Genomic DNA, 16366 nt, shown 5'->3' with positions numbered 1-16366 from the left:
AACACAAGAACAGCAAGAGAACGCCCATGCCCCAGCCAAGCTACACCCAGGGCACCCAGGACAAGCCCCTGCTGACCCAATGCATCGGCGACGCCTTCGACGCCACCGTAGCCCGCTTCCCCGACCGTGAGGCGCTGGTGGTTCACCATCAGGCCCTGCGCTACACGTGGCGGCAACTGGCCGACGCCGTCGACCAGCACGCCCGCGCGCTGATGGCCCTGGGCGTGCAGCCCGGTGACCGTCTTGGTATCTGGGCGCCCAACTGCGCCGAGTGGTGCATTACCCAGTTCGCCAGCGCCAAGGTCGGCGCGATCCTGGTCAACATCAACCCGGCCTACCGCTCCAGCGAACTGGACTATGCCCTTGGCCAGTCCGGCTGCCGCTGGGTGATCTGTGCCGACGCATTCAAGACGTCCGATTACCACGCCATGCTGCAGGGCCTGCTCCCGGGCCTGGCCAGCAGCCAACCGGGTGCGCTGATCTGCGAGCGGTTCCCCGAACTGCGTGGCGTGGTCAGCCTGGCGCTGTCGCCACCGCCGGGGTTTCTGGCCTGGCACGCATTGCAGGCCCGTGCCGAGGTTGTCAGCGGCGAGGCCCTGGCCGCGCGCCAGGCACAACTGCGTTGCGACGACCCGATCAACATCCAGTACACCTCAGGCACCACCGGTTTCCCCAAGGGGGCCACCCTTAGCCACAGCAATATCCTCAACAACGGGTACATGGTCGGTGAAAGCCTGGGCCTTACCGAGCACGATCGGCTGGTGGTGCCGGTGCCGCTGTACCACTGCTTCGGCATGGTCATGGCCAACCTTGGCTGCATGACACACGGCAGCGCACTGATTTACCCCAGCGATGCCTTCGACCCGCTGGCCACGCTGCGCGCAGTGGCGCAGGAAAAAGCCACTGCGCTGTATGGCGTGCCGACCATGTTCATTGCCGAACTGGACCATCCACAGCGTGGTGAATTCGACCTGTCGAGCCTGCGCACCGGGATCATGGCCGGTGCGACCTGCCCGATCGAGGTGATGCGCCGGGTGATTGGCGAGATGCACATGGCCGAAGTGCAGATTGCCTATGGCATGACCGAGACCAGCCCGGTGTCCTTGCAGACCGGTGCCGCTGACGACCTGGAGCGTCGCGTGACCAGCGTCGGTCGCACCCAGCCCCGGCTGGAGAGCAAGGTGGTGGATGCTGAAGGCAACACTGTCCCGCGTGGCGAGATCGGTGAACTGTGCACCCGCGGCTACAGCGTGATGCTGGGTTACTGGAACAACCCCAAAGCCACCGCCGAGAGCATCGACGCAGAGGGCTGGATGCACACCGGCGACCTGGCGGTGATGGACGAGCAGGGCTATGTGCGTATTGTCGGGCGCAGCAAGGACATGATCATTCGCGGCGGCGAGAACATTTACCCGCGCGAGCTGGAGGAGTTCTTCTTCACCCACCCGGCTGTGGCCGATGTGCAGGTGATTGGCGTGCCCTGCAGCAAGTACGGTGAAGAGATCGTGGCCTGGGTGCGGCTGCACCCGGGGCATGCTGTCAGTGAGGTTGAGTTGCGTGAGTGGGCGAGGGCAAGGATTGCGCACTTCAAGGTGCCCCGGTATTTCCGTTTTGTCGACGAGTTCCCGATGACGGTGACGGGCAAGGTGCAGAAATTCCGGATGCGCGAGATCAGTGTCGAAGAGCTGAAAGCAACGGCCTTGCCCAAGATTTGAACCGCCTGTGCGCTCGCCCGTAGGAGCGGGTTCACCCGCGAAAGGGCCGGCCCTGCTGGCCAGTGAACTACCTGTGTTAACGGTGTCATGCCCTCAGTCCTGCAGCCGCTCCGGGCTGTTGAAGTTGCTTAGCCGGCGATCACTCTCGGCGCACTCCAGCCCTTGCACCGCCTCGCGCAGCAAGGCCTTTTGCAAACTCCGCTCACCCGCTGCCCAGGCCTGCTCCAGCACCGGCAACACCCGCTTGGGCAGTACGCTGAACATCGGCTGCCAGAAACCACCCTGACGCACCATTGCCGCGCTGTTACCGGCCACTGCCAACCGCAGCAGGCCCTCGATCAATTCGCGATCAACCAGCGGCGCATCGCAAGCCAGCACCACCACCCACGCATGACGTGCCACCCTGAGCCCGGCAATCACCCCCGCCAGCGGCCCGGGGAAGTCGGCTTCCGCATCGCCCACCAACCGGTCGCCGTATGCCCGGTAAGCCGCCTGGTTGCGATTGCAGGAAATCACCAGGTCGTCGCTCAGTGGCCGCACCGCTCGATGAACATGTGCAATCAACGGCTCGCCTTGCCAGTCCACCAGGCCCTTGTCACGGCCGCCCATGCGCTGGCCGCGGCCACCGGCGAGAATGAGGATGGAGCAGGGGGGGAGTGCGTCAGGCATGAAAAAGGGTTCCGGGCAGTCATTGCCGAGAACCCTCCCATTTCAGGCGGGGCTTGTCCAGTCAGCTTTCGCGGGGCACGGGTTGCCCGTCGCTGTCATGCGCCTGGCGTCGCCCGGACAGGCGCATCACCACCACGAAGAACACCGGCACGAACACCACCGCCAGGGTGGCGCTGAGCATGCCGCCGATCACCCCGGTGCCAATCGCCTGCTGGCTGGCAGAGCTTGCGCCGCTGGCGATGGCCAGGGGCACCACGCCGAGGATGAACGCCAGCGACGTCATCACGATCGGCCGCAGGCGCAGGCGGGCCGCTTGCACGGCGGCGTCGGCGGCGTCCACGCCCTGGTCAACCAGATGCTTGGCGAACTCGATGATCAGGATGGCGTTCTTCGCCGACAGGCCGATCAGGGTAATCAGGCCAACCTTGAAGAACACGTCGTTGGGCATGCCGCGCAAGGTCACTGCCAGCACCGCACCGAGCACACCGAGCGGAACGACCAGCAGCACCGCAGTCGGGATCGACCAGCTTTCGTACAGCGCTGCCAGGCACAGGAACACCACCAGCAGCGACAGCGCCATCAGCAGGGGGGCCTGGCTACCGGACAGCCGCTCCTGCAGTGACAGGCCGGTCCATTCCAGGCCGGTACCGGCCGGTAGCTGCGCCACCAGCCGCTCGACTTCGGCCATGGCCTCGCCCGAGCTGTAGCCGGCGGCAGGCTCGCCTGAGATCGACACCGCCGGGTAACCGTTGTAGCGGGTCAGTTGCACCGGGCCGCTGACCCACCTGGCCTGCACGAACGCACCCAGTGGCACCATCTTGCCGCTGTCGTTGCGCACGTGAATGTTCAGCAAGTCTTCGACCTGGCTGCGCTGGTCACCTTCGGCCTGCACCACCACCCGCTGCATGCGGCCCTGGTTGGGGAAATCGTTGACGTAGCTGGAGCCCACGGCCACGTCCAGCACCGTGCCGATATCGGCAAACGACACACCCAGTGCATTAGCCTGGCGGCGGTCGATTTCCAGTTGCACCTGCGGGCTTTCCGCCAGCGAGGCTTCGCGCACGTTGGTCAGCACCTTGCTTTTGCTGGCGCTTTCGAGCAGCTGGTCACGGGCTGCCATCAGCTCGGCGTGGCCCATGCCGCCACGGTCCTGAAGGCGAAATTCGAAACCGGTCGACTCACCGAGGCCGTCAATGGGGGGCGGCAGTACCGAATAGGCAATCGCGTCCTTGAGCTGGGTGAAGGCCATGGTCGCGCGGTCGGCGATCGACTGGGCGCTGTCGTCGGCGCCGCGCTCGGACCAGTCCTTGAGGGTGGTGAAGGCCAGCGCCGCGTTCTGCCCGCTACCGGAGAAGCTGAAGCCGAGGATCAAGGTGGTGTTGCCCACGCCCGGTTCTTCGGCGTTGTGCGCCTCGATCTGCGCGGCTACCTGTTCGGTGCGCATGCGGCTGGCGCCCGGCGGCAGCTGAATGTCGGTGATGGTGTAGCCTTGGTCTTCGGTAGGCAGGAACGCCGTAGGCAGCTGGCTGAAACCGTAGCCCAGCACCGCCAGCAGCACCGCGTACACCAGCAGGTAGCGGCCACTGCGCTTGAGCGCCTGCACCACCCAGCGCTGGTAGCCGTTGCTCATGCTTTCGAAGCGGCGATTGAACCAGCCGAAGAAGCCTTTGCGTTCATGGTGCTCGCCCTTGGCCACGGGCTTGAGCAGGGTGGCGCACAATGCCGGGGTCAGGCTGAGGGCGAGAAACGCCGAGAACAGGATCGACACCGCCATCGACAGCGAGAACTGCTGGTAGATCACCCCCACCGAGCCTTGCATGAAGGCCATGGGCAGGAATACCGCCACCAGCACCAGCGTGATGCCGACGATTGCACCGCTGATCTGGCCCATGGCCTTGCGCGTGGCTTGCTTGGGCGGCAAGCCTTCTTCGGCCATGATGCGCTCGACGTTCTCCACCACCACGATGGCATCGTCGACCAGAATACCGATGGCCAGCACCATGCCGAACAGTGTCAGCACATTGACCGAGAAGCCCATGGCCAGCATCACGGCGAAGGTGCCCATCAATGCCACTGGCACGACCAGGGTCGGGATCAGCGTGTAGCGCAGGTTCTGCAGGAACAGGAACATGACTGCGAACACCAGCAGCATGGCCTCGAACAGGGTGTTGATGACCTGCTCGATCGACACCTTGACGAACGGCGAGGTGTCGTAGGGGATGTCGTACTTGACGCCTTCCGGGAAGTAGCGCGCCAGGTCCTGCATCTTCGCCCGTACCAGGGTAGCGGTTTCCATGGCGTTGGCGCCGGGTGACAACTGCACGCTGAAGGCCGTGGCCGGCTTGCCGTTCAGGCGCGTGCCGTACTGGTATTCCTGGGCACCGATTTCAACCCGGGCGACATCCCCGATGGTGACCGTGGAGCCGTCCGGGTTGGCACGCAGGACAATGGCAGCAAACTCTTCGGGGCTGCTCAACTGGCCTTTGACCACCACGTTGGCGGTGATTTCCTGGGTGCTGCGGCTGGGCAGATCGCCGATGCTGCCAGGGGCGACCTGGGCGTTCTGCGCGGCGATGGCTTCGGCCACATCGTTGGGCGTGAGGTTGAAACCGATCAGCTTGCGCGGGTCGATCCAGATGCGCATGGCCCGTTCGGAGCCATACAACTGGGCCTTGCCGACGCCCTTGAGGCGACGGATCTCGTCCATCACGTTACGTGCAAGGATGTCCGACAGCGCGGTTTCATCGAGCTTGCCGTCTTCGGAGGTGAGGGTCGCCAACAGCAGGAAGCCGGTGGACACTTTCTCCACCTGCAGGCCCTGCTGAGTGACCGGGCGCGGCAGGCGCGACTCGACCACCTTCAGGCGGTTCTGCACGTCGACCTGGGCCAGGTCCGGGTGGGTACCCGGGGCGAAGGTGGCGGTGATGGTAGCGCTGCCCAGGCTGCTCTGCGACTCGAAGTACAGCAGGTTGTCGGCGCCGTTGAGCTCCTGTTCGATCAGGCTGACCACGCTTTCGTCCATGGTCGCCGCCGAGGCGCCCGGGTACACGGCGTAGATTTCCACCTGCGGCGGTGCCACGTTGGGGTACTGGGCCACCGGTAGTTGCGGGATGGCCAGCGCGCCGGCCAGCAGGATGAACAGTGCGACCACCCAGGCGAATACCGGGCGATCGATGAAGAATTGCGGCATGAATCAGGCCCTCACTGGCCGGTATGCTGTGCGATGGGTGGGGCAGCGGGCGTGTTGTCGACCTGCACCTGGTCACCGGCCTTGACGTGCTGCAGGCCCTCGACCACCACCCGCTCACCGGCCGCCAGGCCCTCGCTGACGATCCAGCGGTCACCCTGGGCGCTGCCCAGTACAACCTGGCGGTCGCTGACCCGGGCGTGCTGGTCTACCACCAGCACCTTGGGCACACCGGCGCTGTCGCGCAGGATGGCGCGTTGCGGCACGCTCAGGCCCTTGGGTTGCACCGCTTGCTCCAGGCGTACCCGCACGTAGCTGCCAGGCAGCAGGTCGAGGTCCGGGTTGGGGAACTCGCTGCGCAGGGTGATCTGGTTGGTGCTGGGATCGACACTGATGTCGGAGAACAGCAGCTTGCCCGGCAGCGGGTAGGCGCTGCCGTCATCCTGGATCAGCGTGGCGCGTGCCTGGCCGTCGCCCACCTGCTGCAATTCGCCGGCGCGCAGGGCGCGGCGCAGCGCGTTGAGCTCACGGGTAGACTGGGTGACATCGGCATGGATCGGGTCCAGCTGCTGGATGGTCGCCAGCGGGGTGGTTTCGTTTTGCCCGACCAGCGCGCCTTCGGTGACCTGGGCGCGGCCGATACGGCCGGAGATCGGCGCGGTCACGGTGGCATAGCCGAGGTTCAGCCGGGCGCGCTCCAGCGCCGCCCTGGCTTCGGCCACTTCGGCATCGGCCTGCAGGAAACTGGCCTTGGCGTTGTCGTATTCCTGGCGGCTGACGGCTTTGTCGTCGACCAGCTCGCGGTAGCGCTGCTCTTGCAGGCGCGCCTGGTACCGGGTGGCTTCGGCCTTGGCCAGTGTGGCGCGGGCGCTGTCATGGTCGGCCTTGAACGGCGCCGGGTCGATCAGGAACAGTACATCACCCTGCTTGACGTCGCTGCCTTCGCGGTACACCCGCTTGAGCACCACGCCTGCGACCCGCGCACGCACTTCGGCGGTGCGTGGCGCGAGGATACGGCCGCTGAGTTCACTGCTGATGGCCAGTGGCTGCAGTTGCAGGGTTTCTACGCGCACTTGCGCGGTGGGGGCCTGTTCGTCTGGCTCGGCGCTGTCGCTGCAGCCGGCCAGGGACAGGCTCAGCAAGGCCATGAGCGCCAACGGGCGCAGGCACGGGGAGAGGGTAGTAGGCATGCGGATCTTCCGATGATGACCGTGTATATGCTAAGGCAGACGCTGCCTGGGCGGCTGTTAATACCTGTAGGGCGAGTGTGAAAAAGTGTGAAGAATGATCCTGTCGAGTGGTTGGGTTCTATATTCTGCATGGGCCTGTGCTGGCCTCTTCGCGGGTGAACCCGCTCCTACGGGGACCTGCAGCAGCGGGTTTACCCGCGAAGCGCTCGCCACAGGCTTAATTCAACCCAGACGCCAAGCACCTATGCCGAACATTTTCCTGGTCGAAGACGACAGCGCCCTGTCCGAGCTGATCGCCAGCTACCTGCAACGCAACGACTTCCATGTCCAGGTGATCGCCCGGGGCGATCATGTGCTGGACGAGTACCGTCGGCAAAGGCCTGACCTGGTCATCCTTGACCTGATGCTGCCGGGCATCGATGGCCTGCAGCTGTGCCGGCTGCTGCGCCAGGAGTCGCAGACCCTGCCAATCCTCATGCTGACGGCCCGCGACGATAGCCATGACCAGGTGCTAGGCCTGGAAATGGGGGCCGACGACTACGTGACCAAACCCTGTGAGCCACGCGTGCTGCTGGCCCGGGTGCGCACGCTGCTGCGCCGCAGCAGTGTGAACGAACCGCGCCTGGACAACGACCTGATCCTGATTGGTGGCCTGCGTATCGACCTGGCCGAGCGCACGGTGAGTTGGCGCGGCGAGGAGGTGGAGCTGTCCAGCGGTGAGTACAACCTGCTGGTGGTGCTGGCGCGCAATGCTGGTGAGGTGATGAACCGCGACCGTATCCTGCAACAGCTGCGTGGCATCGAGTTCAATGGCACCGATCGCTCCGTTGACGTGGCCATTTCCAAACTGCGGCGCAAGTTCGACGACAACGCCGGCGAAGCGCGCAAGATCAAGACCGTGTGGGGCAAGGGCTACCTGTTCAGCCGTGTCGAGTGGGAGTGCTGATCGGCCATGCTCAAGATCCTGGTGCGGTTGTACCTGGTGATCATCGTCGCCTATGCCGGTGCATTGCTGTTCATCCCTGACACCATCGTCGGCCTGTTCCGCGACCGGTTCATGGCCTACAACCTGGATCAGGCCAAGGGTGTACAAGCGTTGATCGTGCGCCAGTTCCGCCAGGCCCCGCGCGAGCAGTGGCCAGCGGTGGAGCAGGAACTGGCCAGTGATTTCGCGCCACTGGAACTGCAGCTGCTGCGCAGGGATCAGGCCGGTTTGAGCGATGAGGAGCAGGCGCGCCTGGAGCATGGCCTGTACGCAGTGCGCATTGCCGAGTGGGGCTATTACGAGACGGTGCTGGCGCCGCTGGACAAGGAGTGGCTGGTACGCCTGCATTCCCCGCCAGACCCGCTGGACATCAACGTGCTGTCGTGGGGCGTGACCGTATTGATTGGTGCAGCCATGCTGGGTTGCCTGCTGCTGTGGGTTTGGCCGCACTGGCGTGATCTGGAGCGCCTCAAGGAGACCGCTCGGCGCCTGGGCCAGGGGCAGATGGCCGAGCGTACGCACATTTCGCCTCACTCCAACATTGGTGAACTGGCCGGGGTATTCGACACCATGGCCAGTGACCTGGAACGCCACGTCAACCAGCAGCGTGAACTGCTCAATGCGGTATCGCACGAGTTACGCACGCCACTGACCCGGCTGGACTTCGGCCTGGTGCTGCTGTTCGACGAAGTGCCGCCAGCCAGCCGCAAGCGCCTGCTGGAACTGGTCGGGCATGTGCGCGAGCTGGATGAACTGGTGCTGGAGCTGCTGTCCTATAGCCGGTTGTACAACGCCGACCAGGCGCGGGAGCGGGTGGAGGTATCGCTGCTGGAGCTGGTCGACAGTGTGCTTGGGGGCTTTGCCGAGGAACTCGATGGCCGGGGTATCCAGTGGGAAGTGCGGGCCGAGGGTGAGTTGCCGCGCTTTGTACTGGACCCGCGACTGACGGCGCGCGCGGTGCAGAACCTGGTGCGCAATGCCATGCGCTATTGTGATGAAAGCCTGTTGCTGCGCTTGCGCCTGGAAGCCGATGGCGCCTGCCTGCTGACGGTGGAGGATGACGGGATTGGCGTCCCTGTGGAGGAGCGCGAGCGGGTTTTCCAGCCGTTCTACCGTCTGGACCGCAGTCGCGATCGCAACACCGGTGGTTTTGGCCTGGGGTTGGCCATCAGCCGGCGGGCGATCGAGGGGCAGGGTGGCACCTTGACCCTGGCGCAGTCGGCGCTGGGTGGGGCGCAGTTCAGGATTCGTTTGCCCGCCGGCGGATAGGGGCGCTGCAACCGCGAAGAGACGGGCCTGCTAATCCTGCTCTGCCAGCTCGCTGGACCACGACACAAAGCGGTCCTTGCCAGTGTGCTTGGCTTCATATAATGCCTGATCGGCGCGGACCAGCGCGGTGGTCAGGCTCTCTCCCCGGTCGACCTTGGCCAGGCCAATGCTGATGGTGACCGGGTGCTCGCCAGCGTCCTCGCGCACGCGCTGGCACAGCGCGGCCACTCGCTGCTCGGCCCCTTGCTGATCCAGCCCTTCGAAGAAGATCGCAAACTCTTCACCTCCCAGCCGGGCAAACGCCTGATCGGCCATGCTTGTCTTGATATGCAGGGCCACGCGCTTGAGCACTTCGTCGCCCACGTCATGGCCGAAACGGTCATTGACCCGCTTGAAATTGTCGATATCGATCATGGCCAGGTACTGCCCGGACGTCGCCATCCGCAGCTGGCGGTCGGCCTGGGCCATGAACGAGCGGCGGTTGGGAATGTCGGTCAGGGCATCGACGTAGGCTTGCTCCAGCAACACCTTGGACAGGTAGAAATTGTGCAGCTTGGCCTTGCGGATCTGCAGGTAGCTGTAGCTGACCAGGCCGCTGAGAAACACGGCATAGCTGATCAGCATGGCGCCTTCGAGCGCATCGGGCTCGATGCGGGTGTGGTAGAACGGATTAAGCATCACCCAGGTGATGACCATGGCGCAGAAGAATGACCACCGCCGCACCGGTAGCACCGACATGGCATACAGCACGGTGGACACCCCGAGCACCAACCACACCGGGCGCAGGGCTATCGGGATGCCTTCGATCACCAGGCGCATGCCCAGGGTGATGACGGTAATGAACAGCAGGTTGAGCACGTCGAAGTGATGGCTGCGGCGGGTGAAATGCAGCACTACGATCAGGCTGCCGAGCAGGGCGATGAACAGGAAGGACAGCCAGGTGAAGCCTTGGTCGCCGAGGAAGCTGACGATCAGGTCGAAGACCAGCCAGATCAGGACGCTGATCGAGAATACCAGCAGGCAGAACGAGCGCATGGACTCGAATTCGTGCTGGCGGAACTCGGCGCGCAGGGCGGCGGGCGCGACCTGCTGGCGTACGTGGGCTTCGATGGTCTTGAACATCGGTGGGCTCCTGAGGCTACTACCTTTTCAGGCTTGGACCTTTCGCGGGTAAACCCGCTCCTACAGGGACCGTACGGTGTGGGGGACCTGTGGGTTTATCCGCGAAGAGGCCGGCCCTGGTAATTCATTGCTGTGGCAAGATACCCCGGGCCCAGGGCCGGTAGCGCAAGGCAAACACTGCCTCGGCATGGCACCCGCTACCCACCCTGGGCTCGGCGGGCTCCGCCCGAAACGCCTGCTCCGGCGCGCTCACCTGGCGGAACGCCTCGCGCACCACACCCACCCGGCACGGCAACGCCTGCTCGTAACCCTGACGCACCAACGCCGGCAAACGCCCGGTGCCGGCGCCATCCTGCCACCACACAGTCAAGCCCAAGCCGGCCAGTTGATCCAGCCAGACGGCATTGACCCGCGGCGTCAGCTTGCCTGTGCTGAAGGCGCTGATATGCAACGGCTTGTCCAACTGGCGGTTGAAGGCCTGCAACTGGCCGTACAGCGCATCGCGCTGTTCGGTCTCGCGCAGATGCTGGTCGTCCAGCTCCATGGGCAGGTACCAGCCGTCCACTGGCAACTGCCAGGCCTGGCGCAGTTGCTGGTACTGGCTGAGCGAGCGCCCCAGCTGCGCTTTCCAGTAGCTGTTCAGGCCCTCGCCATCCAGCTCGTCGAGGCGCTGGTAGTAGGCCGGGTCCATGTACAGCCCCAGCACCAGCTGCAAGCCCTCGGCACGCGCGGTGCGCAGGCTGTTGGCCAGCCAGCCCTGGGCACCGCCGAAATCGCTGTCGCCATAGGCACTCCATTGCACGATCAGGGTTTTGCCACCTTGGGCCGCGGTGGCTTGCCACAGTTGCTGCCACTGGGCGGGTGTGAGGCTGGCATCGCGGTTAAGGGGTTGGTAGAACAGGCGCTGGTCAGCGGTGGCCGGTAGGCACAGGGCCAGCAGGCAGAAGGCGATGAGCGTACGCATCAGAAGGTCATCTCCGCACCGACCAGCACACCGTTGGCGCGCTCGTAGAGGTTACCGCCCAGCGATTGCTGGTACTCGGCACGCACTTTCAGCGAGCCGCGGTAGGCGTTGTAGCGGTCGTCGTCGAACCACCATTGCCAGCGCACGCCAACCCCGGCGCGGGCATCCTGGCGCCAGTCGTTGCTGGGGTCCTGGCTGGAGAATTCGACAAAGCCGTAGGGCATGAGCGTCTGCGGCGAGCTGCCCGGCAGCTTCCAGGCGTGGCCCTGCTGGTAGCGCGACAGCCAGGCATGGTCGCCGGCGCGGGTCCACCAGGCAGCATCGAGGTAGAGGAACCGTTCGTTCCAGTCGTCCTCATCGATGCGCCAATCGTTGCGCCAGCCTCCCTGGTCGAGGAACGAGGCGGTGGCGCGCAGCAGCAGGTCATTGCTCGATTCGGCGTGGTGGCGCAAATCGCCCCAGTTGCCGCCGACCTTGGCCGGGCTCAGCAACTGGCCAAGGCTGAGGCCGCGATAGTGTGCTTCGTCGATCTGCCGCTGGTGGTAAAGCTCGGCATACAGGTTGAGGTTGGCCTGGCCGAGCGGCTTGTAGCGCAGGCCGACACCGGTTCCCATGCTCTGGGCATAGTCGGTGCGGCTTTGGCCGCCGAACAGTACCCGGCCATACACTGACAGGGTGCTGCCATTGCGGCTGGGCTCCTCGCCCAGGGCATGGTCCCACATGGCCAGTTGCACGTTCTGCGATTGCGCCCGGCGCGAGCTGCCGCTGCGCTGGCCGTTGTCGAGAAACTTGTCGTTGGTCGAGGTGCCGGCCGGCGACCAGGTGCTGGCCAGGGTAATGGTGTCGCGACGTGACAGGCTCTCGTGGGCGCGGCGCTGGCGGTACTTGCGGGCCTCCAGGCTGCCGTACTCGTCATCACCGTCGACCAGGTTCTGCTCTACGTCGAGGATGCGGCGCAGTTCGCGGCGTGCCGCAGCGCTGTCGGCATGTTCGTCGTAGCGCAAGGCGAGTGTTTCGCCAAGGCGGTAGTCCTCGGGGAAGTCGTGAGTGGCGTGTTCAAGGTAGGGGATCGATTGCATGCGCTGAGCCTTGTCTGTCGAGCCAGCCAGGCGCATGCCGTAGTCGGCGCGATAGCGCGGCTGGTTGGGGGCCAGGCGCACGGTTTCGGCCAGCCAGGCGGTGCTCTGCGCACTGTCGCCGGCCAGTTGTGCGGTGCTGGACGCGGCGTAGTAGTGGTCGGGGCGCGGGCTGTGCGCCAGAGCCTGGCGCTGGAAGCCCAGCGCGGTCTGCGGGTCACCTTGGCGCTGGGCGATGGCGGCGCCCAGCGCCCAGTCATCAGCGCTCTGGTGCGCGGCAGCGTCCCAGTAGCGGCGTGCTGCGTCGGCGTCGCCTGCATTCAGCGCGCCGCGGGCAGCGGTGAGGCGGGCATTATCGGTAAAGGCGCTGTCTGGCAGGCTGCGCCAGATCGGCTGGGCGGTTTCGGAGTCGCCGGCCGCTTCGAGTGCGTAGGCCAGCGGTAGACGGTTGCCAGGGTCGCCCAAACGCTCGGCAGCCTGGTAGTAGACCACCGCCGCACCCGGTTGGTCGGGCATGGCGCAACGGCCGAGGGCGCGGTACTGGCCCGGTTCGCTCGGGGTGGCCGGCACTGCCTGGCGCACGGCATCGCACTGGCCGGCCTCGGCCAGCCGCCCGAGCAACTGGGCGCGGGTGTTGGCGTTGACCCGGGGTATCAGGCCGAGCATGCGGCGGCTGTCCAGGGGCCCGTCGTCACGGGCATACAGGTTGGCCAGACGCTGTAGCAGCGATGGGCCGAGGCGGCCCTGGCGGCGGTCGTAGGCTTGCTCCAGCAAGTGCCGTGCGTGATCGCCGTGGCCCTGTTCGGTCAACAGGAAGGTGGTTTGTTCCAGGGCGGCGAGGTCGCCGGTCTGCTGATAGCGTTGTTCCCATTCTGCGGCGGTGCGCGGCTGCGGGGGCGGCGGCGGGGCGCCATACAGGCGCTGCTTGAGCACGGCATAGGCCCGAGGGTCGGCGCTGGCGGAGCAGGCCTTGAACTGTTCCCGGGCCAGGTCCGGGTCTTGATGTGACAGCCAGTCGACCGTTTCAAGGCAGGGGCGCTGCAGGTCGTTGCTCAGGCGCCGCACCAGCGCTGCATCGTCGCCTTCGCGGGCCAGTTGCCAAAGTTGCTGGCGCTGCTCGGGTTGCTGCAGTTGATCAGGCGGTAGCGACTGCAGCCAGCGTTGGGCCTGCTGGTGGTGGCCGACGGCAATGGCGCGGTTGGCCATGGCCAGCCGCGTCTGGTTGGCCGCTGCGGGGGAGGGGGCGTGGGCCAGCAGCGCAGTCAGGCCCTTTTCGTCGACTTGCTGGATATAGGCATTGGCCAGGCGTTGCCAGTCCTGGGCAGGCAACTGGCCTGTGTCGGCCAGCGGCTGCAGTTGCTCGATGGTTTCTTTCCAGTTGCGCAGCTGTTCGGCGAAGGTGGCCCGGGCCAGGCGCAGGACCTGGCCGTCCCCACCGGGCGGTAGTTGGTTGAGCCAGTCCAGCGCTTTGGCGGCGCCACCAAACTTGGCCAGGCTCAGGCTGTAGGCCTGCCACAGCTGTACCCGGTGGTTGCCGTCGCTGGCGGCCAGCCATTGTTCCACCTGGCTGGCCGGTGGCGGGTCCTGCTCGATCCAGGTCAGGCGCAGCTCCAGCAGGGCATCGGCGTATTCGGGGCTGTCGCCTAACTGTTCAGCCAGCGCTTGGGCCTCCTTGTAACGGCGCTGGTGGGCCAGGGCTTCGATCAGCAGGGCGCGGGCTTCGTCGTTGTTCGGTACCCGGCCCAGCACATGGCGGGTCAGGCGCTCGACTTCAGCCCAGTTGTCTTTCCTGGCCTCGCGATAGCTGCGGTCCATGAACGGAAAGCTGGTGAACCGCTGGAAGTCGGTCATCGGCGCCGAAGCGGCAACGGGCAGGGCGGCGGAGCACAGCAGCAGGCCAGTGAAAGCAAGGGAAAAGCGCGGCTTCATGCCACCTCCCGGGTCAGATCAATCGCCACTTGTTGTTCACTGGCCTGTTCGATCAGGGCCTGCTCCAGCACCTGCCTGGTGATGATGCCGCGGGCAATCAGGTGCTCGCCGAGGCTTTGGTGTTCGGGGTCGAAGTCGATCAACGCCTGGTTGAACAGGGTGACAGGGACCATGCCGCGCACCTGCAGCAGCGCGCCTAGCATGACTTGGTGATGGCTGACCCGCTCCAGCAGCGCTTCATCGTCCTGGTGGCGTTCAAGCACAGCCAGCATGTCTCGGGTTTCTTGATGCTGCCAGGGGCTCGGGTAGTGGTAGCGAAGGCCCAGCGTGACCCGGCCCTGGGGGGCCAGGCGTGCCTTGACCGGGCGTTTCAGCTGGCGGCTGATCACACCCAGCGACACCTGGCTGACCGGGCTTTCACTGGCCAGGATCAGGGTGTCGCCGTCTTCGTCCACGGGCAATACGCCGTAATGGGTGGCCAGCTTGCGCGGCAATTTGGCGATCAGTTGCGGGCTGAGCTTGAACGGGTTCAGCGGTGCCCAGGGCAGGTCCAGTTGTTCGGCCAGGGTGGCCACCAACTGCTCACTGTTCAGCCAGCCACGCAGCAGCAACTCGCGGCCCAGGCGCCTGCGAACCGGGCTGGTGATGGCCTGCTGCAACTGTTCGTCGGTGATCAGGCCCTTGGCCACCAGGCGCTGGCCCAGTGGTGTGCGAGCCGGGGTGGCGATGGCAGGGAACTCGTGGGTGGTCTTGTCCCAGGCCACGCGCCGCGAATCGCCCATTTCCATTACCTGGCGCAGTGCACGCAGGTTGGCGAAAAAGTTGACGAAGTTGCTCCACATCATCCGCGGTGCCGACAGCAGGCCCTCGCCGATGCCATAGAAGCGGGTGACGAACCAGGCGCGCTGGAACAGCCGGTTGAGCAGCATCAGGCCGTTCAGCCACAGCAGGGTCGACAGCAACCAGCTGTCGCTGAGGATCGACATGAAGCGCCACGACTCCGGCGCAATGACCGTGACTAGCCACATGGCCAGCAACACCAGCAGTAACAGGTTGACCAGGAAGCTCAGCAGGTAGGCGAACAGCCCGCGGCGGTCACGCCAGAGGAAATAGTTGAGCGCGCCCTTGCGGCTCCAGCCAAGGTTGCTGGTGCCCTGGAACACGATGCCGACGATCCAGCGCGATTTCTGCCGGATGGCATGCTGCCAGTCACGCGGGAAGTGCTCGCGCACACAGATCACCTGGGAGAATTCGCGGCTCATGCCTGGGCGCCAATCCTGCTTCAGGGTCAGTGCCGGGTCGGTGATGGAGTAGCGGGCGAAAATGCACTTCATGCCTTTTTGCTTCAGGCGAAAGCCGATGTCGTAGTCTTCGGTCAAGCTCTGAACGTCAAAGGCAATGCCGTCGCCGTCCTCGAGCAGTGCGCTGATGGCGCGGCGGCTGAAGCAGGTGCCGACGCCGGCACTGGGCACCTGGCCGGTCAGCGCTTCGCGCACGATCACGTCCTTGCCGTGGTTTTCGGCAAACTCGTCGACATAGTGGCCGGCAGTAAAGCCCTTCCACTCCGGTGCGTAGGGATACACCGGGATCTGGATCATGTCCTTGCTCGGCAGCAGGTAGTTGAACAGGCGCAGCTCCATCGGCGAGATCACGTCTTCGGCGTCATGCAGGATGAAACCGGCGAACTCGATGCCGGCGTCCTGCTGGAAGCGCAGCAGCGCGTCGATGATGTTGTTCAGGCAGTCGGCCTTGCTGGTGGGGCCGGGGCGGGCGCAGACCACTTTGTGCACGTTGGGGAAGTGCAGGCACACCGCGTCCACGTCAGCCTGGGTTTGCGGGTCGTTGGGGTAGGTGCCGACAAAGATTTGATAGTTCTCGTAGTCGATGGTCGAAGCGGCCAGGCGCGCCATTTCACCGACCACGCCAACTTCGTTCCAGGCAGGGACCATGATGGCCAAAGGTTTTTCCGGGACTTCGTACAAGCGCTTCTCATCGGCCTTTTCGAACTTGCCGTAGATGCGAAAACGCCGGATCAGCGTGCGCCCCCAATAGCACAGATCGATGAACAGGTCGTCCAGGCCCAGCAGGAACATCAACGAGGCAAGGGTGATCGCCAGAAGCTTCAGGCCGAACAGCAGGTAAGTGAGAAAATCGATAAATACCAGGCTCATGTGTCAGCCACCGGCAGGGCAGAGTGGGCCATCGTCTTATCCTCGCTCGTTCCCTCGACGAAGGTGCAGGAGATGTCACTGTCATGTAC

Annotated in this window: 10 protein-coding genes; 3 read left to right on the top strand and 7 right to left on the bottom strand. The window is 65.0% G+C overall.

Going from position 1 to position 16366, the window contains the following annotated elements; all coding sequences use genetic code 11:
* Positions 1–26: 26 nt before the first annotated feature.
* Positions 27–1715, top strand: a complete 1689-nt coding sequence (locus ACF8FB_RS08285) for a fatty acid CoA ligase family protein (RefSeq protein WP_010954324.1) — start codon at positions 27–29, stop codon at positions 1713–1715.
* Between the two features lie 93 nt (positions 1716–1808).
* Here the strand turns inward: ACF8FB_RS08285 and mobA are convergent, their stop codons facing one another.
* The 3 genes from mobA to ACF8FB_RS08270 form a co-directional block, all read right to left on the bottom strand.
* The gene (gene mobA, locus ACF8FB_RS08280) at positions 1809–2384 is read right to left on the bottom strand and encodes a molybdenum cofactor guanylyltransferase MobA (protein ID WP_392511190.1); all 576 of its coding nucleotides are present in this window, start codon (positions 2382–2384) and stop codon (positions 1809–1811) included.
* A 61-nt stretch (positions 2385–2445) separates the two neighbouring features.
* Positions 2446–5574, bottom strand: a complete 3129-nt coding sequence (locus tag ACF8FB_RS08275; RefSeq protein WP_198748107.1) for an efflux RND transporter permease subunit — start codon at positions 5572–5574, stop codon at positions 2446–2448.
* An 11-nt stretch (positions 5575–5585) separates the two neighbouring features.
* The gene (locus tag ACF8FB_RS08270; RefSeq protein WP_010954321.1) at positions 5586–6761 is read right to left on the bottom strand and encodes an efflux RND transporter periplasmic adaptor subunit; all 1176 of its coding nucleotides are present in this window, start codon (positions 6759–6761) and stop codon (positions 5586–5588) included.
* 244 nt (positions 6762–7005) lie between these two features.
* On the opposite strand from ACF8FB_RS08270, the gene ACF8FB_RS08265 reads away from it, so the two are divergent.
* Both ACF8FB_RS08265 and ACF8FB_RS08260 read left to right on the top strand, forming a co-directional pair.
* Positions 7006–7707, top strand: a complete 702-nt coding sequence (locus tag ACF8FB_RS08265) for a response regulator transcription factor (RefSeq protein ID WP_019437505.1) — start codon at positions 7006–7008, stop codon at positions 7705–7707.
* Between the two features lie 6 nt (positions 7708–7713).
* Positions 7714–9015 (top strand): ATP-binding protein, encoded by a 1302-nt coding sequence (locus ACF8FB_RS08260; protein WP_104887717.1) that lies wholly within the window; start codon positions 7714–7716, stop codon positions 9013–9015.
* A 30-nt stretch (positions 9016–9045) separates the two neighbouring features.
* Here the strand turns inward: ACF8FB_RS08260 and ACF8FB_RS08255 are convergent, their stop codons facing one another.
* The 4 genes from ACF8FB_RS08255 to nrfB form a co-directional block, all read right to left on the bottom strand.
* Positions 9046–10137, bottom strand: coding sequence for a diguanylate cyclase domain-containing protein (locus ACF8FB_RS08255; RefSeq protein WP_392511189.1), 1092 nt, complete (start codon positions 10135–10137; stop codon positions 9046–9048).
* A 124-nt stretch (positions 10138–10261) separates the two neighbouring features.
* Positions 10262–11101: a DUF4434 family protein gene (locus ACF8FB_RS08250; RefSeq protein ID WP_392511188.1), complete on the bottom strand. Its 840-nt coding sequence runs from the start codon at positions 11099–11101 to the stop codon at positions 10262–10264.
* Positions 11101–14106, bottom strand: coding sequence for a phage receptor (locus ACF8FB_RS08245; RefSeq protein ID WP_392511187.1), 3006 nt, complete (start codon positions 14104–14106; stop codon positions 11101–11103). The genes ACF8FB_RS08250 and ACF8FB_RS08245 overlap by 1 nt, the downstream gene beginning before the upstream one ends.
* A complete protein-coding gene (nrfB, locus tag ACF8FB_RS08240; RefSeq protein WP_350297960.1) occupies positions 14103–16277 on the bottom strand; it encodes a cyclic di-3',5'-guanylate-activated glycosyltransferase NrfB in 2175 nt (724 codons plus the stop codon). Before nrfB ends, ACF8FB_RS08245 begins: the two co-directional genes overlap by 4 nt.
* Positions 16278–16366 lie beyond the last annotated feature (89 nt).

The sequence above is a fragment of the Pseudomonas sp. yb_2 genome (assembly GCF_043103905.1).
In the GTDB taxonomy this organism is placed as follows: domain Bacteria; phylum Pseudomonadota; class Gammaproteobacteria; order Pseudomonadales; family Pseudomonadaceae; genus Aquipseudomonas; species Aquipseudomonas alloputida.
Note: the sequence above shows the minus strand (reverse complement) of the source record. Positions and strands in the feature narration are given on the sequence as shown.